21 protein-coding genes are annotated in these 23872 nt (G+C 69.8%); 8 read left to right on the top strand and 13 right to left on the bottom strand.

The window, feature by feature from the left end:
* Positions 1 to 63: 63 nt before the first annotated feature.
* Entirely contained in the window at positions 64 to 1074 is a 1011-nt protein-coding gene (locus ACYQ8L_RS07495; RefSeq protein WP_459941165.1) for a TRAP transporter substrate-binding protein, read from the bottom strand.
* Positions 1075 to 1313: 239 nt separating this feature from the next.
* The gene (locus ACYQ8L_RS07490; RefSeq protein ID WP_459941164.1) at positions 1314 to 1529 is read right to left on the bottom strand and encodes a hypothetical protein; all 216 of its coding nucleotides are present in this window, start codon (positions 1527 to 1529) and stop codon (positions 1314 to 1316) included.
* Positions 1530 to 2367: 838 nt separating this feature from the next.
* Here ACYQ8L_RS07490 and ACYQ8L_RS07485 point away from each other — a divergent pair.
* A complete protein-coding gene (locus tag ACYQ8L_RS07485; protein ID WP_459941163.1) occupies positions 2368 to 4428 on the top strand; it encodes a molybdopterin-containing oxidoreductase family protein in 2061 nt (686 codons plus the stop codon).
* 97 nt (positions 4429 to 4525) lie between these two features.
* On the top strand, positions 4526 to 6166 hold the full coding sequence (locus ACYQ8L_RS07480; protein ID WP_459941162.1) for a class I adenylate-forming enzyme family protein: 1641 nt from the start codon (positions 4526 to 4528) through the stop codon (positions 6164 to 6166).
* Positions 6167 to 6196: 30 nt separating this feature from the next.
* Here ACYQ8L_RS07480 and ACYQ8L_RS07475 read toward each other — a convergent pair whose 3' ends face one another.
* The 5 genes from ACYQ8L_RS07475 to ACYQ8L_RS07455 form a co-directional block, all read right to left on the bottom strand.
* Positions 6197 to 6673 carry a DUF3237 domain-containing protein gene (locus tag ACYQ8L_RS07475; RefSeq protein ID WP_459941161.1) on the bottom strand — a complete coding sequence of 159 codons (477 nt, stop codon included), beginning with the start codon at positions 6671 to 6673 and terminating at the stop codon, positions 6197 to 6199.
* 85 nt (positions 6674 to 6758) lie between these two features.
* Entirely contained in the window at positions 6759 to 7733 is a 975-nt protein-coding gene (locus tag ACYQ8L_RS07470) for an FAD binding domain-containing protein (protein WP_459941160.1), read from the bottom strand.
* Entirely contained in the window at positions 7730 to 10012 is a 2283-nt protein-coding gene (locus ACYQ8L_RS07465; protein WP_459941193.1) for a xanthine dehydrogenase family protein molybdopterin-binding subunit, read from the bottom strand. Before ACYQ8L_RS07465 ends, ACYQ8L_RS07470 begins: the two co-directional genes overlap by 4 nt.
* Complete coding sequence (locus ACYQ8L_RS07460) at positions 10012 to 10512, bottom strand: (2Fe-2S)-binding protein (RefSeq protein WP_459941159.1); 501 nt, start codon at positions 10510 to 10512, stop codon at positions 10012 to 10014. The genes ACYQ8L_RS07465 and ACYQ8L_RS07460 overlap by 1 nt, the downstream gene beginning before the upstream one ends.
* Positions 10509 to 10973, bottom strand: coding sequence for a MarR family winged helix-turn-helix transcriptional regulator (locus ACYQ8L_RS07455; RefSeq protein ID WP_459941158.1), 465 nt, complete (start codon positions 10971 to 10973; stop codon positions 10509 to 10511). Before ACYQ8L_RS07455 ends, ACYQ8L_RS07460 begins: the two co-directional genes overlap by 4 nt.
* A gap of 124 nt (positions 10974 to 11097) precedes the next feature.
* On the opposite strand from ACYQ8L_RS07455, the gene ACYQ8L_RS07450 reads away from it, so the two are divergent.
* From ACYQ8L_RS07450 to ACYQ8L_RS07430, 5 genes are all read left to right on the top strand, one after another.
* Positions 11098 to 12756 carry an AMP-binding protein gene (locus ACYQ8L_RS07450; protein WP_459941157.1) on the top strand — a complete coding sequence of 553 codons (1659 nt, stop codon included), beginning with the start codon at positions 11098 to 11100 and terminating at the stop codon, positions 12754 to 12756.
* Positions 12757 to 13094: 338 nt separating this feature from the next.
* Complete coding sequence (locus tag ACYQ8L_RS07445; protein WP_459941156.1) at positions 13095 to 13541, top strand: DUF1638 domain-containing protein; 447 nt, start codon at positions 13095 to 13097, stop codon at positions 13539 to 13541.
* Between the two features lie 354 nt (positions 13542 to 13895).
* A complete protein-coding gene (locus ACYQ8L_RS07440; RefSeq protein WP_459941155.1) occupies positions 13896 to 14363 on the top strand; it encodes a cobalamin B12-binding domain-containing protein in 468 nt (155 codons plus the stop codon).
* Positions 14364 to 14367: 4 nt separating this feature from the next.
* Positions 14368 to 15171, top strand: a complete 804-nt coding sequence (locus ACYQ8L_RS07435; RefSeq protein WP_459941154.1) for a dihydropteroate synthase — start codon at positions 14368 to 14370, stop codon at positions 15169 to 15171.
* 22 nt (positions 15172 to 15193) lie between these two features.
* Complete coding sequence (locus ACYQ8L_RS07430) at positions 15194 to 16534, top strand: uroporphyrinogen decarboxylase family protein (protein ID WP_459941153.1); 1341 nt, start codon at positions 15194 to 15196, stop codon at positions 16532 to 16534.
* A gap of 373 nt (positions 16535 to 16907) precedes the next feature.
* On the opposite strand, the gene ACYQ8L_RS07425 is transcribed toward ACYQ8L_RS07430, so the two are convergent.
* From ACYQ8L_RS07425 to pstC, 6 genes are read right to left on the bottom strand one after another with little or no spacing between them, the layout of a single operon-like run.
* Complete coding sequence (locus tag ACYQ8L_RS07425) at positions 16908 to 18680, bottom strand: ATP-binding protein (RefSeq protein WP_459941152.1); 1773 nt, start codon at positions 18678 to 18680, stop codon at positions 16908 to 16910.
* A 4-nt stretch (positions 18681 to 18684) separates the two neighbouring features.
* Positions 18685 to 19374, bottom strand: a complete 690-nt coding sequence (locus ACYQ8L_RS07420) for a response regulator (RefSeq protein WP_459941151.1) — start codon at positions 19372 to 19374, stop codon at positions 18685 to 18687.
* A 19-nt stretch (positions 19375 to 19393) separates the two neighbouring features.
* Positions 19394 to 20083 (bottom strand): phosphate signaling complex protein PhoU, encoded by a 690-nt coding sequence (gene phoU, locus ACYQ8L_RS07415; protein WP_459941150.1) that lies wholly within the window; start codon positions 20081 to 20083, stop codon positions 19394 to 19396.
* Positions 20084 to 20102: 19 nt separating this feature from the next.
* Positions 20103 to 20864, bottom strand: coding sequence for a phosphate ABC transporter ATP-binding protein PstB (gene pstB / locus ACYQ8L_RS07410; RefSeq protein WP_459941149.1), 762 nt, complete (start codon positions 20862 to 20864; stop codon positions 20103 to 20105).
* A 17-nt stretch (positions 20865 to 20881) separates the two neighbouring features.
* Positions 20882 to 21742, bottom strand: coding sequence for a phosphate ABC transporter permease PstA (pstA, locus tag ACYQ8L_RS07405; RefSeq protein ID WP_459941148.1), 861 nt, complete (start codon positions 21740 to 21742; stop codon positions 20882 to 20884).
* On the bottom strand, positions 21739 to 22659 hold the full coding sequence (gene pstC, locus ACYQ8L_RS07400) for a phosphate ABC transporter permease subunit PstC (protein ID WP_459941147.1): 921 nt from the start codon (positions 22657 to 22659) through the stop codon (positions 21739 to 21741). The genes pstA and pstC overlap by 4 nt, the downstream gene beginning before the upstream one ends.
* Positions 22660 to 22876: 217 nt before the next feature.
* Between pstC and ACYQ8L_RS07395 the strand changes: the two genes are divergently transcribed.
* Positions 22877 to 23764 carry a PstS family phosphate ABC transporter substrate-binding protein gene (locus ACYQ8L_RS07395; protein WP_459941146.1) on the top strand — a complete coding sequence of 296 codons (888 nt, stop codon included), beginning with the start codon at positions 22877 to 22879 and terminating at the stop codon, positions 23762 to 23764.
* Positions 23765 to 23872 lie beyond the last annotated feature (108 nt).

Genomic DNA, 23872 nt, shown 5'->3' with positions numbered 1-23872 from the left:
ACTCCGGGAGAAACGGGGGCGGGTGTCCGCCGCGCCGGGCGAACACCCGCCAGGAAAGCGCGACTACTGGTACTTGGCGAGGACGCCCCGAATGATCTCCACGGCCCGCTTGCCCGGCAGGCCCTTGGCCTCCTTCTCCTTCACGTATTCCTCGATTAGCGGTTCCACCGCCTTTTTCCAGCGGGCGGCCTCTTCGGCAGAGAGTTCCACCAGATGGCCACCCTGGTTCTCAAGATAGTTCCTCTTGCCCTCTTCGTCGATCTGATCCCACGCCGCCGCAGTCTTGGGGATGAACTCCTGGCTTACCTCGTCGATCGCCTTCTTGGCGCTGTCGGAAAGCGCGTTCCACTTCTGCTTGTTCATGGCCACGAAAAACCCTGAGGTGTAGGCCGCGGGGTAACTGAGGGTGGTGTACTTCACCACCTCTCCCAGCCGCCAGCCCTTCAAGGCCTCTATGGGAAAAAGGGCCCCGTCCACGACCCCTTTCGCCAGGGCCTGGTACGTTTCGGGCATGGGCATGGCCACGGGCGTGCCCCCGAGCGCCTTCACGATTTTGGCCGCAAACCCGGTGGCCCGGAACTTGAGGCCCTTGAGGTCCTCCATGGTCCGGATGGGTTTCGATTTGCTATGCACGAGCCCCGGGCCGTGGGCGTGGAGATAGAGGACCTTCACGTCGTCGAGTTCCTTAGGCTTCAGTTGGCGATACACCTCGTTGATCGCCTCGGTGGCGGCCTTGGCGTTGGGGTACCCGAACGGAAGGTCTACGGCCTCCATGACCGGGAACCGCCCCGGGGTGTACGCGAACAGCGAAAGGGCCACGTCGGAGATGCCGCTCACCACGCCGTCGTAGGCCTGTTTGCCCTTGGTCAGGGTTTGGCCGTGAAAAAGTTGGAAGGTCACCTCGCCGTTCGTTCGCTTTTCGATCTCCTTCGCCCACTCCTCTGCGAGCTTGCTGTGGATGTGGGTGGGGGGGAAGAAGTTGCTGTACGTCAGGGTCACCCCGGCCCATGCGGCGGCCGGGAGCCAGAGGGCGAGAGCCAGGGGGAGCCAGGCGGTTCGGATGAGACGTTTCATGGCCTTCCTCCTTCCGGGGGCCCGGCGCGGGGCGCCGGGGTTGGGGGGATCACTCCGGTTCACCGCTTCCTTCGTCTGCCAAACCGAGAAACTGGGCCTTGAGGGCCGAGATCGTGCCGGCCGCGCGGCGGACGTTTCGCTCGACGGCGGGAAGATCGTCTCCCGTTTCGGCGAGGGGCGCAGGGCGGCCTCCACCGCCTCGATCGCCCGGACCACTGCCCGGACCCGGTCCTCCGCTCTCACGACGCCCCCTCCTTCGTTCCGAGGACCCCTCCGGGCACCACCTCGGCGCCCAGCTTTTCACAGGCGTAGTGGCCGGCCCAGTAGGCCACGAACACGTTGTAGCCAAAGGGCAGGAACACCCGGTCCGCCGGACGATACCCCTGGGCCCACAGGATGGTGGCCCAGCACTCGCTCCACCACTCCCAGTCCGCCCAGGTGTCCGGCTGGTGCACGGGGGGTCCCCGTGGTCCCGGAGGTCTGGTGAAACACCGTCACCTCCTCCGGGGGCACGCACAGGGTGTCGCCGTAGGGGTAAGGGTCCTTTCCCTGGCACCGATAGTCGTCCTTGGTGAGCAGGGGGACCCGGGCCACGTCGTCCCAGGTGCGCACGTCCTCCGGGCGGAGGCCCGCGGCCTCGTATTTCCGGCGGTACATGGGGCTCCGGTCGTACACCCATCTGAGGACCCGCCGGAACTTGGCGAGCTGTTGATCCCGCAGGCGTTCCGCGGGCAGGGTCTCCGTGAGCGGGTTCCAGTACTCCGTCGGCACGCGACGGACCTCCTTCCCTAGGCAAGCAAGATGTTCAGTGGAATGTTCAAATCAAGGGTCGGTGCTTCTGACACGATGGCTCTGCGGCCAGCCTTGAGCTCCGGCGCGATGGGCGGTGAAGCCAAAAACGCACGGTAAGGTTTGATCTCATAAAACAAACGCGGTTTAGAGTATGCCGGGCTCGGGAAGCGGCGTCAAGGGGGCCGCGTCGCGGGTGCCGCTTTTTTTGGCGGAGTGCCCCTCCTGTCGTTTTGTGGAATGAACAAAAATACCCTTTCCTTCGCTCCAGACCCCTTGGCGCGACCGGGGAACCGCGGTAGGTTTGAACGGGAGGCGACCTCTGAACCGAGGTTTGACAGTTGGGGCCGTTCCGCGTAGACTGAAAACTAAAATTGAATTTTGTTCAATGAAATCATGCCGCGCTCGGGTGTCTGAGCGGAGGTCGTGTCCCCTCGAATCGGGGTTCGGCTCCGCTCGCAGGCTGGGCCGGCCCCCATCTCACCGTCGTGCCGGAGGTGACCCATGGCGAACCCTCAGACGGAACCCCAGGTGATCTACACGGACTGCACCCTGTGCTACCACAGCTGCGGCTGCAAGGTGACCGTACGGGACGGCCGGGCCGTAAAGGTTGAGGGGTTGGAGTCGCACCCTCTCAACCGGGGTCAGCTTTGTCCGCGGGGGGAGGCGGCCCTCGAAAACATCTACCACCCAGACCGGATCCTCCGACCCCTGAAGCGGGTGGACGGGGAGTTTCGGGAGATCCCGTGGGACCAGGCCCTCGACGAGATCGCGGCCAAGCTCGACCAACTCCGACGAGATCACGGTCCCCAGGTGCTCGGGATGTTCAGCGGATCGATCGGGGTCGAGAACCTGGAGATGGCCGGGTTGGCCCAGCGGTTCAAAGCGGCCTACGGGTCCCCCAACTTCTTTTCCGTGGAGAGCGTGTGCTACCGGATGCGGATCCGGGCGCGGCAGATCACGTTCGGAAAGTACCCGGTGGAGGAGCTGGACTCGAAGCTCCACATCCTGTGGGGTCACAACCCCGACGCGAGCGATTTTCCGCTCAAACTCGCGATCGAGGAGAACCTGAAGCGGGGTGCGAAGCTGGTGGTGATCGACCCGCGGCGGATCCCCATGGCCGAGAAAGCGGATCTGTACCTGCGGATCCGGCCGGGTTCCGACGCGGCCATGGCGCTGGCCATGCTCCACGAGATCATCGTGAACGACCTCTATGACAAGGAGTTCGTGGAGAGGCACACGGTAGGCTTCGAGGAGTTGGCCCGGCACGTGAGGGAGTTCACCCCCGAATGGGCCGAGAAGCTCACCTGGGTGCCGGCGGATCAGATCCGCCGGTTGGCCCGGTGGATGGCCGAAACCAAAGGGGCGAGCATCTACCAGGGCACCTGCACCCAAGACCAGACGGCCGCCGGGGTGCAGGCGAGCCGGGCGTTCGCCGCGCTCCAGGTGGTGACGGGCAACGTGAACGTGCCCGGCGGCTGGGTCATCAGCCCGCGCCCCCGGTTCGGGAACGTGGGCCTCGACGCGGGGGGTGATCCCCTGGGCGCCGACGAATACCCCCTGTTCGTGGAGCTGTGGGGCCGGAAGAGTCCCTACGGCGTGGTCACCAAGGTGCCCGAGGCCGTGCCCGAAAAGCTCAAGGCGTTCTGGGTGGTGGGCGGAAACCCGCTGGTCTCCATGCCCGACTCGAACGCGTTCCGGGAAGCGTTCCGGAAGCTCGAGCTCCTCGTGGTGCACGACATGTTCCTCACCGAGACGGCCCGCGAGGCCCATTACGTGCTGCCGGCCTGCTCGCACCTGGAGAAGTGGGGGGTGGCCTACACCTACAACGTGTGCCACGGGCTCCCCTACATGATGCTCCGGAAAAAGTGCATCGAACCCCTGGGGGAGTCGCGCTCGGAGTGGTGGGTGTTCACGGAGCTGGCGCGGCGGCTCGGGCTCGGGGAGTACTTCCCCTGGGCGACCGAGGAGGAGTTCGTGGCGTTCGAGCTCGAGCCCACCGGGCTTTCCTTCGACTACCTGCTCCACGAGAAGCCCGAGGGCGACTTCTATGGGAAGAAGCGCTACGAGATGCCGCCGAATCTTCCCACCCCCTCGGGGAAGATCGAGCTCTACAGCGAGGCCATGGCCCGGGCGGGCGCCGATCCCCTGCCGGTGTACCTGGAGCCCGACCGAAGCCCGGTGAAGGCCGATCCCGAGTACCGGAAGAGGTTTCCCCTCATCCTCACCACGGGGCACCGGAACTATTACTACACCCATAGCCAGTTCCGGAGGATCCGGGGCCTCCGGGAGAAGAGTCCGGAGCCCTACGCGGAGATCGGGCCCGAGACGGCCGCCCGGTACGGCCTGGCGGATGGCGACCTGGCCGAGATCGAAACCAACCGGGGCCGGGTGCGCATGCGGGTGAGGGTGGATCCGAACGTGGCCGAAGGGGTGGTGTTCGTGCCCCACGGGTGGGAGGGGGAGCAGAACGCGAACCGGCTCACCGACGCGTGGTGCCGGGAGCCGATCTTCGGGTACCCCCAGATGAAGGCCCTTTTGTGCGCCGTGCGAAAGGCGGCGTGACGGCCACAGGGTTCGGATCGGGTTCGTGGTGCGCGGGGGAGGGGGCGCCCTCAGAGGCGCCGGTGCCCTCCCCCTGTTTCCCGAAAGTGAGGGTCCCATGCCCCAGCAACCGTTTCCCGCATCGACCTACGACCACCTGGAAGGGCTCACGGTGTGGGCCGCCCTGCGGCGCTCGGCCGAGCGACGGGCCGCCAAGGAGTGCCTCGTGGACGGCGACACCAGGCTCACCTACCGGGCACTCGTGGACGGCGTCGAGTCCCTGGCCAGGGGGCTCCAGCAGCTCGGCGTGCGCCGGGGCGACATGGCCGCGATCTACATGAAGAACTCGGTGGAGCTCGTCCTCGCTTTCTATGCGCTCCAGAAGCTCGGGGCTTCGGTGGCGTGGATCAACCCGAACTACCGGGAAAACGAGCTCACGTTCATCCTGACCGACGCCGGGGCGCGGTGGCTTTTCTCGTGGGACGCGTGGAACGGGTTCGATTACCTGGAACTGATCCGGGCGATCCTTCCCCGGACCCCGGCCCTCGAACGGGTCATCGTGGCGGGGGCGGCGAGGGATCTGCCACGCGGGGACGAGTGGGTGCGGTTCTCCGAACTGGCGGCCCGGGGGGCGGTGGTGGCCGACGCCCCGCTGGGGCCGGACGACCTGTGCATGCTCCTTTACACCTCGGGCACCACCGGGAAGCCCAAGGGGGCGATGATCAGCCAGGCCCAGGCCGTGAGGGGGGGATGGTCGTACTCCCTCGGGGTGGATGCCACCGAGGACGACACGTTCCTGGGGTTCCTCCCCATGACCCACTCCTACGGGTGCGGCGCGATCCTGATCCAGCCGTATCTCCTCGGGGCCCGGGTGGTGCTCCTGGACGCTTTCAGCCCCCGGAGGGCCTTCGAGTGGATCGAGCAGGAGAAGGTGACGCTCCAGCTCGCGGCGCCGGCCCACTACATCATGGAACTGCGCGACCGGGAGCCGGGCCGCGACCGGCTCGACTCCGTGCGGGCGGGGCTCATCGCGGGCCAGATCGCGCCCGAAGGGCTGATCCGCCGGGTGCAAACGGAGATGGGCGTTTACATCTCGTCGTTCCTGGGCGCCTCCGAGGTGGGGCCGGGCCTCTCGTTCATCCTGCCCTACCAGACCCCCCTGGAGGTCCGGGAGCGGGTCGTGGGGTACCCCATCCCCGGCACCGAGGCGAAGGTGGTGGATCCGGCCACGGGCGAGGAGTGCCCGCCCGGGGAGCAGGGGGAGCTCCTGCTCAAGGGGTGGCACGTCACGCGAGGGTACTGGAACCGGCCCGACGAAACCGCAAACCAGATCCGGGACGGATGGCTTCACACCGGGGACGTGGGGCGGTTCGACGGCGAGGGGCGGTTCGCCATCCTGGGGCGCATCAAGGAGTGGATCAACCGGGGCGGGTTCAAGATCTTGCCCTCGGAGATCGAGGTTCACCTCGTCCACCACCCGGCGGTGGAGGAGGTGGCGGTGGTGAGCACCCCGAACCCCGTGCTGGGGGAATCGATCTGCGCGTGCATCCGGGTGGCGCTCGGTGCGGAACCACCGACCCTGGAGGCGATCCGCGAGTTCCTGAAGGACCGGGTGGCCCCGTTCAAGCTGCCGGACGAGCTCCTGATCCTCGACGAGTTCCCCCGGTTGGGGGGCGGACTCAAGCTCAAGCGGTTCGGGGAGGGGGGGCTCGCTCAGATCGCGGCCCGGGCCACAAACAAGCAGACCCGGGTGGGGTGACGGGGGCCACGGCCCCCGCCCTGGGCGGGCCTACAGCACCTCGTAGACCGTGATGAGCACCTCCCGGGCCCGCCGCTCCCCCACGGCGATGCAAACGGTCCGGTTCAGCCATTCGTAGGCGGGGTGGCCGGTTTGGAACCGGGGCGCCGTGCGGAAGTAGTACGCCCCAGGGTCCACCGGTTCGCCGGCCGCCAGCCGTTCGATCACTTCCGGCGTCCCGTGGCGCAACCCCCAGTTGTCCACCTGAACCAAGGCGCCGTCGTCGGTTTGCAGGGTGTACCGGGCCGAGACCTCGGCCACCCCGTCGGCGCGGATGATCTGCCAATCGGCACCGCCCGGAAGCACGGTGCCGCGCAGCCGCGGCCCCTCAAACCTTCCCCCCGTGATCGGGATGATCCGACGAACGCCGACGGGTGTAGCGCCGAGTTCCAGTGGGGGGCCGATGGAAACGGCCGACGCGTACAGGAGCCGCAGGCCGGGCTCGATGGGGACCTTGGGCACCGTCACGGGATGACCTCCTCGATGGTTCGGGACGGGACTCTCCGGCCGCTCCGGACCCCTGGGGGAGCGCCGCCCCCCGCCGGGAACCCGCTCACCGGGCCATCCGCCCCAGGGTGCGGCGGAGTAGGGTCTTCGCGATCTGGATCTTGTACCCGTTGCCCGCCAGGGGTTTCGCCCCGCCCAGCAGGCGGTCGCAGGCGGCCTCGATGTCCTGGTCGGCGAGGGCGGTTTCCCGGAGCGCTTCCTCGGCGCCCTCGTCCCGGTGCGGACCCGGCGCCACGCCCCCCAGCCAGACCCGGGCCTCCCGGCACACGGCGCCGTCCAACGCCACGACCAGCGCGAGGCTCACCACGGCGAAGTCCACGGGACGCCGGAACGTGAACTTCTCGAACGCCTGCCTCGCTTCCCCGGCGGGGCGGGGTACCGTGACCGACACGACGAGCTCGCCGGGGGCGAGGGTGAGCCCCAGGGGCGAGTAAAGCTCGTGGACGGGGAGGAGGCGGGGGCCGGCGGGTCCCTCGATCCGCAGGGTGGCACCGAGGGCCGCGAGGGCCACGGCCGTGTCCGACGGGCAGGCCGCGAAGCACCCCTTGGCGCCGACCACGGCGTGAAACCGGTTGTCCCCCCGCACGGCGTGGCAGGGCCCGCTCCCCTTGCGGCGGCACAGGATCCTTCCGCCCAGGTGGTGGGGGTACCGGTAGTACCAGCACCGGGTGTCCTGGCACAGGTTGCCCCCCAGGGTGCCCATGTTGCGGATCTCGGGGGTCGCCACCGAAAGGGCCGCCGCACGCAGGAGCGGGTAGCGCGCTTTCACCTCGGGGTGCTCCGCAACCGCCGTAAGCCGGGCGGCGGCCCCGATCCGCAAGGCCCCGGGGCCGGGTTCGATCCGGTCGAGGCCGGGGATCGTCTTCAGGTTAACGAGGGTCTCCGGGTACTCGGGGAGGATCTCGTCCTTCAGGACACCGAGGAGGTCGGCGCCCCCGGCGAGCCAGCGGACGCGTCCGGAACGGGCCGCGGCGAGGGCCTCGTCCAGGCTCCGGGCGCTTTGATGGGCGAAGGGCCTCACCCGTTTCCTCCTTTCCGCGCCCGTTCCCAGGCGGCCAGGACCCGGTCGGGCGTGAGGGGGTATCGGTCGAGGCGCACCCCCAGGGCGTTCGAGGCCGCCATGAGAACGGCGGCCGGGCCCGGGGAGGTGGAGATCTCCCCGACCCCGATCGCCCCGAACCGGTGGGAGGGGAGCGGGGTTTCCAGGACCACGGCCTCGAACCGCGGCAACTCCTCGAAGGTCCGCCACTTGTAATCGATCAGGTTGGGGTTGAGCATCCGGCCCAGCCGCCGGTCGATCAGGGTCTCCTCGAACAGGGCCGTGTCGAGGCCGGCCGCGCCCAGGGCCCCGAAGATCTGGCCCTCCAGGGTGGGCGGGTCGATGATCTGCCCCACGTCGGTGGCGGCCACCACCCGCTCCAGGTCCACCCTGCCCGTGCCGGTGTCCACGGCCACCCGCACGAACAGGATGAGGAAATTGGGCATCGAGTAGTCGGGCCGAAAGGCGCCGTGCCCCGTGATGCTCGCGAACACGCCGAACACCTTCCTCCAGGGGACGGCGGCTCCCTCTTCCCCTCGCACGAACACCAGGCCGTCGCGGGTGTCGAGGGTCTCGGGCCGGGCGCCCAGGACCGGGGACGCCCGCTCGAGCAACTGGCGCCGGGCGTCCTCGGCCGCGGCCACCACCGCGGCCCCCACCGCCCAGGTGCCGCGGGACCCGGTGAGGCCGAAATCGAAGGGGTTGACCCGCGAGTCCGGCGGCGTCAGGGTCACGCGCTCGAGGGGCAGGTCGAGTACGTCGGCCACCATCTTGCACAGGCTGCTCCGCTGCCCCATGCCGGATTCGCACACCCCGGCATGGATCACCGCACGCCCGTCGGGCTCGAGCCGCACGTAGGCCTCGGACTCGTCCTCCCCCACGTCGGCGTTCCCGTGGACCCCCACCCCCACCCCCACCCGCACGTCGCCGCGCACCTCGGTGGGAACGAGCCACCCCTTCCACTGCTCGGCCCAGCCGAACCGCTCGGCCCCCTTTTCGATGGCGGTCGAGTAGTCGTGTCCCCGGCACACCCACCACCCGCCCTCCCGCCATAGGTACCCGTCGCCGGGCTTCACGTAGTTCTTCTTGAAGAACTCCACCGGGTCCATGCCGATCGCTTCCACCGCCCCCATGACCACGGGGAGGAGCGAGCTTTCGAGTTCCTGGCCCCCGAACCCCCGAACGATGCCCGAGGGAGCGCGGTTGGTGACCACGAGCCTAGGCTGGAGGTTCCAGTTGGGGCAGCGGAGCACCAGTTGGGCCTCCCCGCACCCGACCGCGATCTGGGTTTGGGCTTGGTCGGAGTATGCCCCCGTGTCCACGAGCCATTCGCCTTCCACCGCCGTCACCGTGCCGTCGCGCCGAAGGCCGATGCGCCCCCGGAACCGCGACCCGAGCCGGAGCACGAACGCTCCGAACTGCTCCTCTTTGGTGTACATCACCTTCACGGGCCGGCCCGTGGCCCGGGCGAGGGCCGCCGCGTAAAAGAACGGAAGCGGCGCGTAGTTTTTCGACCCGAAACTTCCCCCGCACTGGGTGCCGATGGCATGGATGTCGGGGAACCCCATCTTCCCGGTCATCATGAACCGGTACCACTGGGCACTCTGGCTCGCCGCCCACACGGTGAGGGCGTCGGGGCCGTCCCAGCGGACGATCACGCCGGGCGGCTCGATCGGCAGGGGATTGGGGACGGTCTCGTATCCGAACTCCCCCTCGTGGATCACATCGGCCGCGGCAAAGCCCGCCTCCACGTCGCCCAGCACCACCCGGCTCAGGGTGTGGGGACCAAACGCGGTGCTCTCCACGGGCAGGAGGTTGCCGGGAAACTGGTTGTAGAGGGCTGGCGCGCCGGGGGCGGTGGCCTCGTGGAGGGTGTAGACCGCCGGGAGTTCCCGGTAGGTCACCCGGATGCGGTCCAGGGCGGCCCGGGCCTGCTCCCGGGTTTCCGCCGCCACCAGGGCCACGGCGTCGCCCACGTAGCGGACCTTCCGGTCGAGCACCGGCACGACGCGCGGAATGCCGAACCTCCACGGGGGAACGTTCTCGTGGGTGAGCACGGCCCGCACCCCGGGCATCGAGAGGGCCTCCCGGGAGTCCACGGCCACGATCTCGGCGTGGGGGTGGGGGCTTCGGAGCACGGCCCCGTGCAGGAGGCCCGGAATCGAAAGGTCGTCGATGTACTCGGCCCGGCCCGTGACGATGTCCCGGCCGTCCTTGCGGGGGGTGGCCCGGCCCACGTGGCGAAACCGGCGGGCCTCCATCACCGCGCCCTCCGTGCCGCATCGGCCACGGCCCGGAGCACGTGGTAGTGGCTGATACAGCGGCAGTAGTGGCCCGCCAGGGCGGCTCGGATCTCCTCCTCGGTGGGGTCGGGCCGCCGGGCGAGGAGGGCCTTGGTGGCCAGGATCATTCCCGGGGTGCAAAACCCGCACTGGTAGGCCGTGTGGTCGAGGTAGGCCTGCTGGACGGGATCCAGGTCCCCCGTCTCCGGATTGCCGAGGCCCTCGATCGTGGTGACGCTGTGGCCGTCGCATTCCACCGTGAGCGTGAGACAGGCGAGCACGGGGACCCCGTCGAGGAGCACGGTGCAGGCCCCGCAGGACCCCCGGTCGCACCCCACCTTCGTTCCGGTGAGTCCGAGTCGGCCCCGAAGGGTCTCGGCCAGGGTCTCCGACGGCGGCATCTGGCCGGATCGCCCTCCCACCGGAAACTCCCGGGGTTCCCCGTTGACATCGATACGGATCCAGCGGTTTTCCGTCATGGTTTCGACTCCGTCGCGGTCTGCGCGGCCGACGCCGCGAGCCCGAGTTTCTTCGCAAGGCGCGAAAGGGCTTCGAGTTCCTCTGGCGCCAGCACCGACATGTGCTGCACGATCGATGCCTCCATCTTCGGATATACCCGCTCGATCACAGACCGTCCCTCGTCGGTCAGATGGACCGTGACGATCCGGCGGTCCTCGTGGTCGCGCCGGCGGACAACCCATCCCCGCCGCTCCAGGTGGTCCACCACCTGGGTGATGTTGCCCCCGGTTTTGAGGATCTTCGCGGCCAGGTCCCGCCGGCACAGGGGCCCCTTGTGGTAGAGGGCCTCCAGGACCCCGAACTGGGAGGGGGTCAGGCCCTCGGCGGCCAACGGTTCGTGCACCCGGGCCGACACCGCGGCCGCGGCCCGCATAAGCTTCACGAACGCGCCGAGGGGGAGGGAAGGATCGGGTCGACCCATGGTGCCTCCGAACGAAAGAGTTGACTCTAACTCAGTTAGTGGTAACATGATGCACCACTCGTTTGGCCGTGTAAAGCCCCCCGCCCACAAAAGGAAATGAGAAGCGAGAAAGGAGGAAAATCCGATGAGCACGGCGCTTCGCGGTTTCGTCCCCTACGCCCCCGAAGACGTCCGCCGCTACGTGGAAAACGGCTGGTGGCCCGGCATGACGCTGGGGGAGCTCCTCGATCGCGCCGCGGAGCGCCACCCCGACCGGGAGGCCTTCGTGGACGACCGGGCACGCCTGGGCTACGGGGAGGCGAGCGCCCAGGCCGAGGCGGCGGCGCTGGGGCTTCTGGAGGCCGGGGTGAAGCCCGGAGACCGGGTGCTCCTCCAGTTGCCCAACTGGCACGAGTTCGGCGTGGCCTACTTCGCCCTCCAGAAGATGGGCGCCGTCCCGGTGCTCCTCATCGACCGCTACCGGCAGCACGAGATCGGACACCTGATCCGGTTGACGGGAGCCACGGCCTGGCTCGTTCCGGAACGGTTCCGGAACACGGACTTCCGGCCCATCGTGGCCGATGTGCGCCGCGCCCACCCCGAGGTCGAGCGCGTCGTCTGGGTGCGGGCGGCTGGGGCCGTGGAGGACCTGCGGTGGGAGGACCTGTGTCGGGCCGGGGTGTCGGGCGGGGGTGAGCGGCTCGCCCGGGTGCGGCCGGATCCCCAAGCGGTGGCGCACCTGGCGCCCACGGGGGGAACCACCGGGCTTCCGAAGGTGGTGCCCCGCATCCACGAGAGCCTGGTGTGCGCGGTGGAGCACGCGGCCCGGGCCTGGGACTACGACGGCGACGACACCTGCCTCCTCGCCGGGCCCATCGGGCACGACCTCACGTTCACCAAGGGGTTCCTGGGTGGCGTCGCCGTGGGGGCCCGGCTGGTGTTCCTGGACCACCCCGACATGGACGCCGTGTGCCGCACCATCGAGCGGGAGCGGGTCACGGCGGTCGTCTGGGTGCCCACCCTGGCGAACCGGTTCGTCCAGCACTCCCGGCTCGGGGAGTACGATCTTTCGTCGCTGGCCAAGATGCACTCGGGCGGGGCGGCGAGTTCCCCTGAGCTCATCCGCGCCGTGCGGGCGCTCGGCTGCGTGTACTACAACGGGTACGGCGGCACCGAGGGGCAGACCACCATCACGCGGCGCGACGACGACTTGGACACGGTGTGCGCCACGGTGGGACGGCCCACCTGCCCCTACGACGAATACCGCGTGCTCGATCCCCTGGGCCGAGAGGTTCCCCCCGACCACACCGGGGAGTTGGTGATCAAGGGGCCGGGGGTGTTCTCGGGGTACCTGGACAACCCCGAGGAGAATGCCGTGGCCTTCACGCCGGACGGGTGGTTCCGGACGGGCGATCTGGCCCAGATCGACGAGCGGGGCTATGTGACCCTGGTGGGCCGAGTGAAGGAGATGATCAACCGGGGCGGGGAGAGCATCAGCGCCTCGGAGGTGGAGCGGTTGGTCGGGGCCCACCCGGCGGTCGTGGCCGTGGCCGTGGTGCCGATGCCCGATCCGGATCTGGGGGAGCGGGTGTGCGCCTACGTCCAGCTTCGTCCCGGGGAGTCCGCCTCCTTCGAGGACATCGTCTCATTCCTTAAGGAGCGGGGGGCCTCGGTGCTCCACTGGCCCGAGCGGGTCGTGTTCGTGGATGACCTCCCCCTCACCAAAACGGGCAAGGTGGACAAGGTCGCCTTGCGCCGCGACATCGCGGCGCGCCTCGGGGTCGAGGGTTCCCACCCGGGCTAGTGCTCCGTCTCTCAAAAAAGTATGCAAATTGCGGTCGTGGGGCTGGGGGTTCCGACGAAGCGCGACGGCCGAGCAGCTCGGGCCGCCCGGCGCCAGGGGAGCGGCTGCGGTGCGTGCCCTCACGCGCCGCGGCGGACCGCGCCGAGGCGGCCCCTGAGAGGCCGTACAGCGAAGGAGGGGCCCCCAGCCCCACCCCGTGGGAAGCCGTGGGATTTCAGGAACGCCTCACTAGGGGGGCTACCTCCCCTCCCTCCACGCCCCCACCCGGGCCCGGAACCGGAGCGTGTCGCCCCGGCAGATGAACCAGCCCCAGCTCACGGGGCGGTCGCTCCCGCCTCGTGATCCCCCGGGTGGACGACTGCATCGCCCTGTTCCTGGGATCGGCCGGGGCGTACCGCCGGCTTCGGGAAGAGGACCTGGGGACGTACTTCGTCACGAGGGGGTGGATCGAGGCGGGTCTGGGGCCCTTCGAGGAGGCCCGCCGGTGGGCCGAGCGGTGGGGCGACGAGCGGGCCGAGGGGCTCGTGCGGACCATGCTCCGCCACTATCGGCGACTGGTGTTCGTCGCCACCCCGGGGGCAGATCTTTCACCGCACCGGGAGAAGGCCCGGGAATGGGCCGCCCGGTACGGCCTCACCTACGGGGAGGTCCGGGGGGATCCGGGGTTGCTCCGGAGACTGGTCCGGGGTCCCTGGGGCGAGGAGTTCCTGGTGGTGGAGCCGGGGGGCGAGGTGCGGCTGGAGGACCTGTTGACACCGTCCGCCCGCCACGGCCCGGCCGGGTGATGCCAAGTTGCCATTCATCCCATACGGGCTCGGGGCAAGAAAGGGGCCCTGCCTCGGGTCGGGCGCGAAGCCGTGCATTGAGATTCGCCGAGCGGGCACAGGACCGAAGAGCTGCTTTCACGACAGCGCAGCGGAATCCGAGTCCTTTCGCGATCCGAGCGTCGGCGGCGCCGCGCGGCGGACCGAGAAGCCGTGCCCGGTTCTCCGACAGACCCCTTGCCCCTCCGGCAGGCGGCCAAACGGCTTCGGATGCAGCTCGGTAAAACGCTCTGAAGGAGTGGCGGGAAAACAGGGGTCGGTCCGCCGGGGTCCACACGACGACGCCGCGCGGCGGCGACACGAGAGGAGGAACCGATGACGGACGTGGTTCGGTTGATCGCGGATCTGCGAGAGGACGAGGTATTGGCGGCCGTGCGGGAGGCCTTGGACGCGGGGGCGCCGGCCGGACGGGTGGTGTTCGGCACGGTGCAGGGCGACATCCACGACATCGGGAAAAACCTCGTGATCGACCTGCTGCGGGCGGCCAAGTTCGAGGTGACCGATCTCGGGGTCGACGTGCCGCCCGAGCGGTTCGTGGCGGCGCTCCAGGAGACGGGCGCGCGGATCCTGTGCCTGTCGGGGCTCCTCACGATCGCTTTCGACGCCATGAAGGCCACGGTGGAGGCCGTGACGGCGGCCGGGCTCCGGGACCGGGTGCGGATCATGGTCGGGGGGGCGCCGGTGGACGAAAAGGTCTGCGCCTACGTCGGGGCCGACGTGGCCGGCGGCGACGCGCGCAACGCCGTGAAGATCTGCCAGCGCTGGGCCGCGGAACTGGGGTGATCCGATGCTGCTGATCGGCGAAAAGATCAACGGGACCCGGCCCGCGGTGCGGGAGGCCGTGCTGACCCGGAACGAGGCCACGGTGCGCCGGTTGGCCCGGGCCCAGTGGGACGCCGGGGCCGACGCGCTCGACCTGAACGCGGGCACCGAGCCCGACCGGGAGCCCGACGACCTCGCGTGGCTTGTGGAAAACGTGCGAAGGGAAGGAGAGGGGCTCCTCTGTCTCGACAGCGCGAACCCCAAGGCCCTGGAGGCGGGGCTCGCCGCGGCCGGGGGAACGGCGTTGATCAACTCCATCAGCGGCGAGGAAAGCCGGCTCGACACCGTGCTGCCCCTGGCCGCGGCCCGGAACTGCCCGGTCATCGCGCTCGCCCTGGACGACCGGGGGATCCCCCAGGGGGTGGAGGGACGGCTCGCGGCGGTGCGCCGCGTGCTCCGGCGAACCCGGGCAGCGGGCCTCGCCCCGGACCGGGTCTACGTGGACCCGCTCGTCCTCACCGTGGCCACGGACCACCGAAGCGCCGCCGTGGCCCTGGAAACGATGCGGCGGGTGAGGGAAGAGTTCCCCGAGGTCCATCTCACCGTGGGACTCAGCAACGTCTCCTACGGACTCCCCCTGCGAAGCCTCGTGAACCGGGCGTTCCTGACCCTGGCCCTGGCCGCGGGGCTCGACTCGGCGATCCTGGACCCCACCGACCGGGGGCTCATGGGAGCCCTCTACGCGGCGCGCCTCGTCCTCGGGCACGACCGGAATTGCCTGGACTACACCCGGGCGTTCCGGGCCGGGCGTCTGTGGGACGGCCGGTGAACCCCTATCGCGGAGGCACCCGATGTTGACCCCGAACTGGAAGGAACTGACGGCGGACGAGAAGTACCGGGAGAGGATGCGGGTGTGGCAGGAGGGCGAGGGGCTGGCGTTCCCCTCGGCCGAGGCGCGGGAGGCGTACCGGGAGCGGGCCTCGCGCATCCGGGCGGCGGTCGAGCTCGGGAAGCCCGAACGGGTCCCCGTGTGTCCGTTTGTGGGGCTCTACCCGGCCCGGCACGGCGGGGCCACCATGCGCGAGGCCATGTACGAGTACGAGAAGCTCGGGCAGGCCCAGCGCCGGTTCTACGAGGACTTCGACGTGGACGCCTACCTGAGCGCGGCCTCCTACACGCCGGGCCGGGTTCTGGAGATCCTCGACTACCGCCTCTACGAATGGCCGGGGCACGGGGTGGGCGAGGACCAGTGCTATCAGACCGTGGAGGGGGAGTATCTCAAGGCCGAGGAGTACGACCTGCTCCTGCAGGATCCCACGCGGTTCTGGGTCACCCGGTACATGCCCCGGATCTTCGGCGCCCTGAAGGCCTGGGAGACCCTTCCGGACCTGACGAGCCTCCTGGAAATCCCCAACGTGGGCCCGGTGCTCTCCGCCTTTGGCGCCCCCGAGGTGCAGGAGGCGTTCCAGAGGCTGCTCGAAGCCGGCCGGGCCGCCGCCGAGTGGCGGCAGGCGGTCACGGCAATCGACCGGGGCATCGTGGCCGAGCGGGGGCTGCCCACGTTCCGGGGCGGGTTCAGCAAGGCCCCCTTCGACATCGTGGCCGACACCCTCCGGGGCACCAAGCCCATGATGTTCGACCTGTTCCGGCGGCCGGACAAGGTGCTCGAGGCGGTGGAGCGGTTCGTGCCGAAGGCGATCGAGCTCGGGGTGCGAACGGCGACCCTGGCCCGGAACCCCATGGTGTTCATGCCGCTCCACAAGGGCGAGGACCCCATGATGTCGCCCCGGGACTTCGAGCGGTTCTACTGGCCGAGCCTCAAGGCCGTGATCCTGGGGCTCGTGGAAGAGGGCTGCGTGCCGATGCTTTTCGCCGAAGGCGCCTACACGCGGCGGCTCGACACCCTGGCCCGGGAAGACCTGCCCGAGGGGCGCACCCTGTGGGTGTTCGAGAACACCGTCATGCGAAAGGCCAAGGAGGTCCTCGGCGGCCGCGCGTGCATCAGCGGAAACGTCTCGGGGGCGCTGCTCACGACCTCCACCCCGGCCGAGGTGGAGGCCTACGTCCGGGATCTCCTCGACGCGGTCGCCACGGACGGGGGGTTCATCCTGGGAACCGGGATCTCCCTCTGGGACGCCAGGCCGGAAAACCTCCACGCCATGATCCGGGCGGCCCGGGAGTGGAGGGGGTGACGGGGCCTCATCGCGGAGTTGGATCCTAGTACTCCGGCCGCCACGAACACCAACGGAAGTGTTGTCAGATCCCCATGGTTGCTACGGAAACCAGCGGGTGGGGGGCTGGTGGAGAGCCGGGTGCGGCCCCTCACGTCGCCGCGCCCCAAGAGGCTTGGATTGCTTTTGAGGTTCCGGAACTTCCGCTGCCGGCGCCCCGACCTGCCGAGTCGGCAACGGCATGCAGAGGCGCGGCGATCGGGCATCGCACTCGCGCCCGGCCGGAACCAGTCCCCCACCCGCATCTGGCAATACGTTTGAAGGTACCAGGAATAGGGCACGCGCGGGTCCCCACGGGGTGGGGCAGCGCCGTTCGCCGGGAACCGAAGGGAGGTCAGCGGCCTCGCCGCCCGGCCGCCGGGCCGTCAGGCCCGGGGGCACGGGGGACCGTCACCGTGACCCGGGTACCCCGGGGGTGGCGGGGCTCGATCCGGAGGGTCCCCCCCATGAGCTCGGTGAGGTGCTTCACGATGGCGAGGCCGAGGCCGGTGCCGCCCGTGGCCCGGGACCGGCCCGGGTCCACCCGGTAGAACCGCTCGGTGACCCGGGGGATCTCGGAGGGCGGAATCCCGATCCCGGTGTCCTCCACCACGAAGGCGAGCCGACCGTCCCCCACCTCGAGCCTCACCCGGGCCCGGCCCCCGGCCGGGGTGTAGCGCACCGCGTTTTGCACCAAGTTGATCAGAACCGACTCCACCTTGTCGGCGTCGAGTTCGGCCTCCACCGGGCCCTCCGGCACCTCGGCCACCAGCTCCACCCCGGCCCGCTCGGCCTCGGCCGAGAACGTCTCCACCACGGCACGCACCGGGGCCCGGGCGTCCACGCGCTCGGGCCGCACGGGTGCGGCGCCGGCCTCGATCCGGGCGAGCTCGGCCACGTCCTGCAGGAGCGCCTCGAGCCTCCGGGCATTGCGGCGGATCGACTCCAGGAACCGGGCCGCGGCCTCGGGGTCCTCGTCCAGGGCCTCGGGCAGGGTTTCGGCCGCCCCCCGGATGGCGGTGAGCGGGGTGCGCAGCTCGTGGGCCAGGTTCGCCACGAAGTCCCGCCGCATCCGCTCCAGCTCGTGCTGCCGGGTCACGTCGCGGAGCACCACGAGAACCCCGTCTCCCCCCTCGTCGTCGGGATGGGGGACGAACCGGGCCAGAAGCCGGCAGGGCGGGTCGGGCCAGGTCACGGCCACGGGGTCCGGCGGGTTCGTGGGGTCGGCCTGGCACCGCGCCAGCGCGGCCTGAAGGTCCGGGTGGCGAAGCGCCTCCGCCCCCGTTCGGTCCTCGGCCGGGTGCCCCAGCCGCAGGATCCGGCGTGCCGCCGGGTTCGCCATCCGGATGCGGCCGTCGCGGCCGAGCACCAGGATGCCGTCGGGAAGGTGATCGAGGAGGGAGTGGAGCCGGGCCCGCTCGGCCCGAAGGAGCCGGAGTTCCTCCCGGAGGGCGTTCCGAAGGTCCCCGAGGGCGCGCTCGAGGTCGGCCAGTTCGTCGGCCCCACCCACGGCCAAGGGCGCCTCCAGGTCCCCGGCCCCGGCCCGGGTCGCGAACTCGGTCATCCTCCGAAGCCGCTGCGCCGTGCTCCGGGAAAAGACGGCCGCGAGCCCGAAGGCCACCCCGAACCCGAGGACCGCAGCGATCCCCAAGCGCTTCCGGAGTTCCCGCTGTAGGGCCGCCACCGAGGCCAAAGAGCGGGCTACCCGCACCACCGGGGTGGCCGGCACGGCGATGTACACGAGGGGCTCCCCGATGGAGGCGCTGCGGCGCACGGCGTGGCCCACCCGGCCGGCCAGGGCCTCCCGGACCTCCGGCCGGCCGGCATGGTTCTCCATAGTGGCCGGATCACGGTGGCTGTCGGCCAACACGACGCCATCGGCGCGGATCACGGTCACGCGGAGGCCGGTGCGTTCGGCGAGCCGGCGCACCTCGGCCTGCAGGGCGCCGCCGGCGAGCTCGACCAGCCGGGGAGCGGCCGCCCACGCCACGCCCTCGAGGTCGCGGCCCACCCGTTCCGTTTCCCACCGGTCGACGAACCGGCTGCCCGCCATCCCCGCCACCGCCAAGAACACGGCCAACACGGCGACGGAGTGGAGGAGCAGGCGGCCGAACAGGGTGCGGGGCACGGGCTTACCTCCCCCCGTTGAAGCGGTACCCGGCCCCCCGGACCGTCTCGATCCACCGGGGGCGGCCGGGGTCGGGCTCGATCCGAGCCCGGAGCCGGCGCACGTGCACGTCCACGGTGCGGGGATCCACCACCACGTCCGGGTCCCACGCGTGCTGGAGCAATGCCTCTCGGGAGTACACCCGGTCGGGGTGGGTCGCCAGGAACTCGAGGAGCCGGTACTCCTGGGGGGCGAGCACGATCTCGGCGCCGTCGCGCCACACCCGCCGGGCCCCGGTGTCGATCTCGAGGGCCCCGTACCGGAGCCGTCTTCCCCGGCCTTCGTCCGGCGCCGCCCGCTTCAACACGGCCCGCACCCGCGCCACGAGCTCTTTGGGGCTGAAGGGTTTCACCACGTAGTCGTCGGCCCCCAGTTCGAACCCGGCGAGCCGGTCGATCTCGCCGCCCCGGGCCGTCAGCAGGATGACGGGAAGCTCCCGGGTGTCGTCCCGGGCGCGCAGGAGGCGCAGCACCTCAAACCCCTGGAGGTCGGGGAGCATCACGTCGAGCACGACGAGGTCCGGCCGGAGGGCCTCCACCCGCTTCAGGGCTTCGCCGCCCGTGAAGGCCCGGTCCACCTCGTACCCGGCCTTGGCCAGATGGTAGGTCACGAGGTCGACCAGATCCTCCTCGTCGTCCACGACCAGGATGCGCATGGGGGCCTCCGAGGGCGGATCAGCTCGCGCCGGCGTCCTCCGGCACGTGGGTGTGGCGGATGTCCTTGCCCTTCACGAGGTAGATCACCATCTCCGAGATGTTCGTGGCGTGGTCGGCGATGCGTTCGAGGTACCGGGCGATCAGGATGAGCCCCAGCGCCCGGGAGATGTTGGCCGGGTTCTCCAGCATGTAGGTCAGGAGTTCCCGGAAGATCTGGTCGTTCAGGCGATCCACCTCGTCGTCGCTCTCGCACACCGCCTTGGCGGCGTCGGCGTCGCGGTTCACGTAGGCGTCGAGGCTTCGGCGCACCATCGCCTGGGCGGCCTCGGCCATGCGGGGCAGGTCGATGAGGGGTTTGAGCGGGGGCTCCGCCACGAACTCCAGGGCGCGCTCGCTCATGTTGACGGCGAGATCCCCGATCCGCTCGAGATCGGTGGAGATCTTGAGCCCGGTGATGATGAGCCGAAGGTCCCCCGCGGCCGGCTGGCGCAGCGCCAGAAGCTCGATGCACCGCTCGTCGATCTCCACCTCGTGGCGGTTGATCTCGTGGTCCCGGGCGATCACGGCCCGGGCCCGCTCGGGGTCCCGGTCCACGAGCGCCGCCATGGCGTCGCCGATGGCCTGCTCCACCAGGGCGCCCATCCGGAGGATCTGCTGCTGGAGCCGCTCCAGGTCGGCCTCGTAGGCCCTGCTCGTGTGGGGTTTCATCGGTGCCTCCGGGGCCGGCTCAGCCGAACCGGCCGGTGATGTAAGCCTCGGTTTGCTCCTGGGCCGGCGAGGTGAAGATCTTCTGGGTCCGATCGTACTCGACGAGCCGGCCCATGTAAAAAAAGCCGGTGTAGTCCGAGACCCGAGCGGCCTGCTGCATGTTGTGGGTCACGATCACAATCGTGTAGCGCCCCTTGAGCTCGGCGATCAGGTCCTCGAGCCGGGCCGTGGAGATGGGGTCGAGGGCGCTGGCGGGCTCGTCCATTAGAAGTACCTCGGGCTCCACGGCCAGCGCCCGGGCGATGCACAGCCGCTGCTGTTGGCCCCCCGAGAGCTCCAGGGCCGAGGCCCGCAGGCGGTCCTTCACCTCGTCCCACAAAGCGGCTTTGCGCAGGGCGTCCTCGACTATCTCGGCCAGCCGGGCCTTGTCGCGCACGCCGTGGATCCGGGGGCCGTAGGCCACGTTATCGAAGATCGACTTGGGAAACGGGTTCCAGCGCTGGAACACCATGCCCACCCGCCGGCGCAGGTCCACCACGTCGGTCGAGGGCGAGAGGATGTCCTCGCCGTCGAGGACGATGCGGCCCCGCGTGCGGGCCCCGGGCACCAGGTCGTTCATGCGGTTCAGGCACCGAAGAAACGTGCTCTTGCCGCAGCCCGACGGGCCGATCAGGGCCGTGACCCGGTTCGAGGGGATGCGGATCGTGATGTCGTGCAGCGCCTGTTTGGGGCCGTACCAGACGCTGACGTCCTGGCAGTCGAGGCGAACGGGGGTGTCCATGGGGGTCCTCTGGGCTCTCAGCGGGCCGACTCGAGCCGGCGCCGCATGCGGCTTCGCACGGCAAAGGCCGTGAGGTTCAGGCTGAACACCAGGCCCACCAGGACGAGCGCGGTCCCGTAGGCCAGCGGGCGGACCTTGGTCAGCGAATGGTGCTGGGTCGAAAGGATGTAGAGGTGATACGGCAGGGCCATGAACTGGTCCGAGAGGCTCTGGGGCACGAAGGGGAGGAAGAAGGCGACGCCCGTGAACAGGATGGGCGCCGTCTCCCCGGCCGCCCGGCTCAGGCCCAGGATCGCCCCGGTGAGGATGCCGGGGAGCGCCGGGGGCAGCACCACCGTGCGGATGGCCTGCCAGCGGGTGGCCCCCAGGGCCAGGGCCCCGTCCCGGTACGCCGAGGGCACGCTTTTTAAGGCCTCTTCGCTCGCCGTGATGATCCAGGGGAGCGTGAGAAGCCCCAGGGTGAGCCCGGCCGAAAGGAGGCTTGTGCCCAGCCCCAAGAGGTCCACGAACAGCACCACGCCGAAGAGCCCGTACACGATGCTGGGCACGCCCGAGAGGTTCCGGATGGCGAGCCGGATCCACCGCGTGGTGCGGTTCTCCGGGGCGTACTCGACCAGGTAGATCGCGGCCCCCACCCCCAGGGGGAGCGAGAACGCCACGGTCAACAGGCTCACCAGGGCCGTGCCCGCGATGGCCGGGAAGATGCCGCCCGCCGTCATGCCCTTGCGCGGCCGGTCGGTCAGGAACTCCCAGCCCATCACCTGCCATCCCTCGTAGGCGATGTGGGCCAGGAACGCCACGAGCACGGCCACGACGACCAGGGTGCTCAGAAGAAGCCACGACCGGCCCAGGGCTGACCAGATCCGTTTCGCCCTCATCCCGACCGCCTCCCCCGCCGGATGAACGCGTCGGCGACCCAGTTCACGGCGAACGAAATCACGAACAGCACGAGCCCCACGGCGAACAGGGCGAAGTAGTGGGCCGTGCCGTGGGGCACCTCCCCGAGTTCGATTGCGATCGTGGCCGTCATGGTCCGTACGGGCGACAGGAACCCGCCGGGGAACGCCGGGGCGTTTCCGCAGGCCATGAGCACGGTCATGGTCTCCCCGATGGCTCGGCCCATGGCGAGCATCATGGCCGCCAGGATCCCCGGAGCGGCCGACGGGATCGTGACCTTGATCAACGTCTCCCAGGGGTTGGCCCCCAGTGCCAGGCTGGCGAGTCGGTAGTCCCGGGGCACGGCTCGCAGGGCGTCCTCGGCGAGGCTCACTGCCGTGGGGAGCGCCATCACGGTCAGGAGCACCGCGCCGTTTAGGGCCGTGAGCCCGTGGGGCAGGCCGAACAGCTTCGCGATCGCGGGTCCCACGACGACGATCCCGATAAACCCGACGACCACGCTGGGGATGCTGGCGAGCATCTCCACCGCGGGTTTGAGGACCTCGCGCACCCGGGCCGGGGCGAACTCCGAAAGGTAGGCGGCCACCCCGAGCCCCAGGGGCACGGTGAACGCCATGGCCCCCAGGGTCACGAGAGCGGTGGAGGCCACCATGGAGAGGATGCCGTACCGGGCGCCCTCCGGGCTCGTGGGGTCCCACCGGGCCGAGGTGAGGAACTCCCAGAGGGGGATTTCCCGAAACGCTTTGGCCCCCTGCCACAGAAGGAGCGCGAAGATCCCGGCGAGCACCAGGATCGAGGCGTACCCGCAGGCGGCCAGGCTCCACTCGATGAACCGCTCCCCGAAGCGGTTCCGCCGCCGTGCCGGGCCGGAGACGGTCAAGACCGTGGTTTTGTTCATGGATGTCATCCGGTCAGGGGAAGGATCGGGTGGGAGTGTAGCAGCGAAATGTTACGGGCGGGTTACGACCGCGTTGCGAAAAGATGACAAGCGGGACCGGAGGAATTCGACCGGTCGCCTTCACCGAACCGTAATCGGGTCGTAACCCGGCCGTAACATCGGGGGGCTAATCTGGGCGCCGTCGAAGCGAACCCGAAACGAGAAGGAGGCGAACGACATGCGAAGGATTCTGGTGACAGTCGCGGCGGTGGCCCTGGCGCTGGCGGGTCCGGCCTGGGCCGGACGGAAGATGGTGCAGGTAAAGGGGTCCGACACCCTGGTGAACCTGGTCCAGTCCTGGGCCGAGGCGTTCCTGGACGAGACGGGGCAGTTCGTGGCCGTGACCGGGGGAGGCTCCGGCACGGGGATCGCGGCCCTGATCGACGGCAAGGCCGACATCGCAAACTCGTCCCGGTCGATCAAGCCCAAGGAGGTCGAGCTGGCCCGGAAGAACGGGGTGGAGCCGGTGGAGTTCGCGGTGGCCGTGGACGGGCTGTGCGTGATCGTAAACGAGAACAACCCGATCGAGGCGCTCACTCCCGACGACGTGGGCCGGCTTTTCCGGGGCGAGATCAAGAACTGGAAGGCCTTGGGCGGGCCCGACCGGCCGGTGACCCTCTACGGCCGGCAGTCCAACTCGGGCACCTACGTGTTCTTCCAGGAGCACGTGCTCGGAAACAAGGATTACGCCGCGACCATGAACCGGATGAACGGGAACGCCCAGATCCTGGAGGCCGTCGCCCGGGACGCCTCGGCCGTCGGGTACGTGGGCATCGGCTACGTGGTGGACGAAAACGGAAAGGTCCGAAAGGGCATCAAGCCCCTCAAGATCAAGACCCCCGACGGTGCCGCCGTGAGCCCGCTGGACCGGGAGGCCGTGAAGTCGGGCCGGTACCCTCTCTCGCGCCCCCTGTACCAGTACACCAACGGAACCCCCAAGGGGGTCGTGGCCGAACTGCTCAAGTTCGAACTCTCCGAGGCGGGGCAGAAGATCGCCGAGGAGCAGGGGTTCTACCCGGTGGGCGGGGAGCTCCTGGAGAAGAACCGGAAGGCCCTGGGCGAGTAGCCCGAGAACGCAGGCGCCTGACGAGAAACGGCCCCGCCTCGGCGGGGCCGTTTCTCGTTGGTACGCCCGGCATGGGCCCTGGCTTGGAGGTGAAAGTCCTCCCCCGAA

Source organism: Deferrisoma palaeochoriense, assembly GCF_054656955.1.
This window is presented reverse-complemented; position numbering and strand designations above follow the sequence as displayed.

What these genes read in the sequence shown, in the direction of transcription:
- ACYQ8L_RS07440 (WP_459941155.1), top strand. Translation starts at nt 13,896, where the DNA reads ATGACGGACGTGGTTCGGTTGATCGCGGATCTGCGAGAGGACGAGGTA.
- ACYQ8L_RS07480 (WP_459941162.1), top strand. Translation starts at nt 4,526, where the DNA reads ATGCCCCAGCAACCGTTTCCCGCATCGACCTACGACCACCTGGAAGGG.
- ACYQ8L_RS07450 (WP_459941157.1), top strand. Translation starts at nt 11,098, where the DNA reads ATGAGCACGGCGCTTCGCGGTTTCGTCCCCTACGCCCCCGAAGACGTC.
- ACYQ8L_RS07465 (WP_459941193.1), bottom strand. Translation starts at nt 10,012, where the DNA reads ATGGAGGCCCGCCGGTTTCGCCACGTGGGCCGGGCCACCCCCCGCAAG.
- ACYQ8L_RS07485 (WP_459941163.1), top strand. Translation starts at nt 2,368, where the DNA reads ATGGCGAACCCTCAGACGGAACCCCAGGTGATCTACACGGACTGCACC.
- ACYQ8L_RS07455 (WP_459941158.1), bottom strand. Translation starts at nt 10,973, where the DNA reads ATGGGTCGACCCGATCCTTCCCTCCCCCTCGGCGCGTTCGTGAAGCTT.
- pstC (WP_459941147.1), bottom strand. Translation starts at nt 22,659, where the DNA reads ATGAACAAAACCACGGTCTTGACCGTCTCCGGCCCGGCACGGCGGCGG.
- pstA (WP_459941148.1), bottom strand. Translation starts at nt 21,742, where the DNA reads ATGAGGGCGAAACGGATCTGGTCAGCCCTGGGCCGGTCGTGGCTTCTT.
- ACYQ8L_RS07420 (WP_459941151.1), bottom strand. Translation starts at nt 19,374, where the DNA reads ATGCGCATCCTGGTCGTGGACGACGAGGAGGATCTGGTCGACCTCGTG.
- phoU (WP_459941150.1), bottom strand. Translation starts at nt 20,083, where the DNA reads ATGAAACCCCACACGAGCAGGGCCTACGAGGCCGACCTGGAGCGGCTC.
- ACYQ8L_RS07395 (WP_459941146.1), top strand. Translation starts at nt 22,877, where the DNA reads ATGCGAAGGATTCTGGTGACAGTCGCGGCGGTGGCCCTGGCGCTGGCG.
- ACYQ8L_RS07430 (WP_459941153.1), top strand. Translation starts at nt 15,194, where the DNA reads ATGTTGACCCCGAACTGGAAGGAACTGACGGCGGACGAGAAGTACCGG.
- ACYQ8L_RS07495 (WP_459941165.1), bottom strand. Translation starts at nt 1,074, where the DNA reads ATGAAACGTCTCATCCGAACCGCCTGGCTCCCCCTGGCTCTCGCCCTC.
- pstB (WP_459941149.1), bottom strand. Translation starts at nt 20,864, where the DNA reads ATGGACACCCCCGTTCGCCTCGACTGCCAGGACGTCAGCGTCTGGTAC.
- ACYQ8L_RS07460 (WP_459941159.1), bottom strand. Translation starts at nt 10,512, where the DNA reads ATGACGGAAAACCGCTGGATCCGTATCGATGTCAACGGGGAACCCCGG.
- ACYQ8L_RS07435 (WP_459941154.1), top strand. Translation starts at nt 14,368, where the DNA reads ATGCTGCTGATCGGCGAAAAGATCAACGGGACCCGGCCCGCGGTGCGG.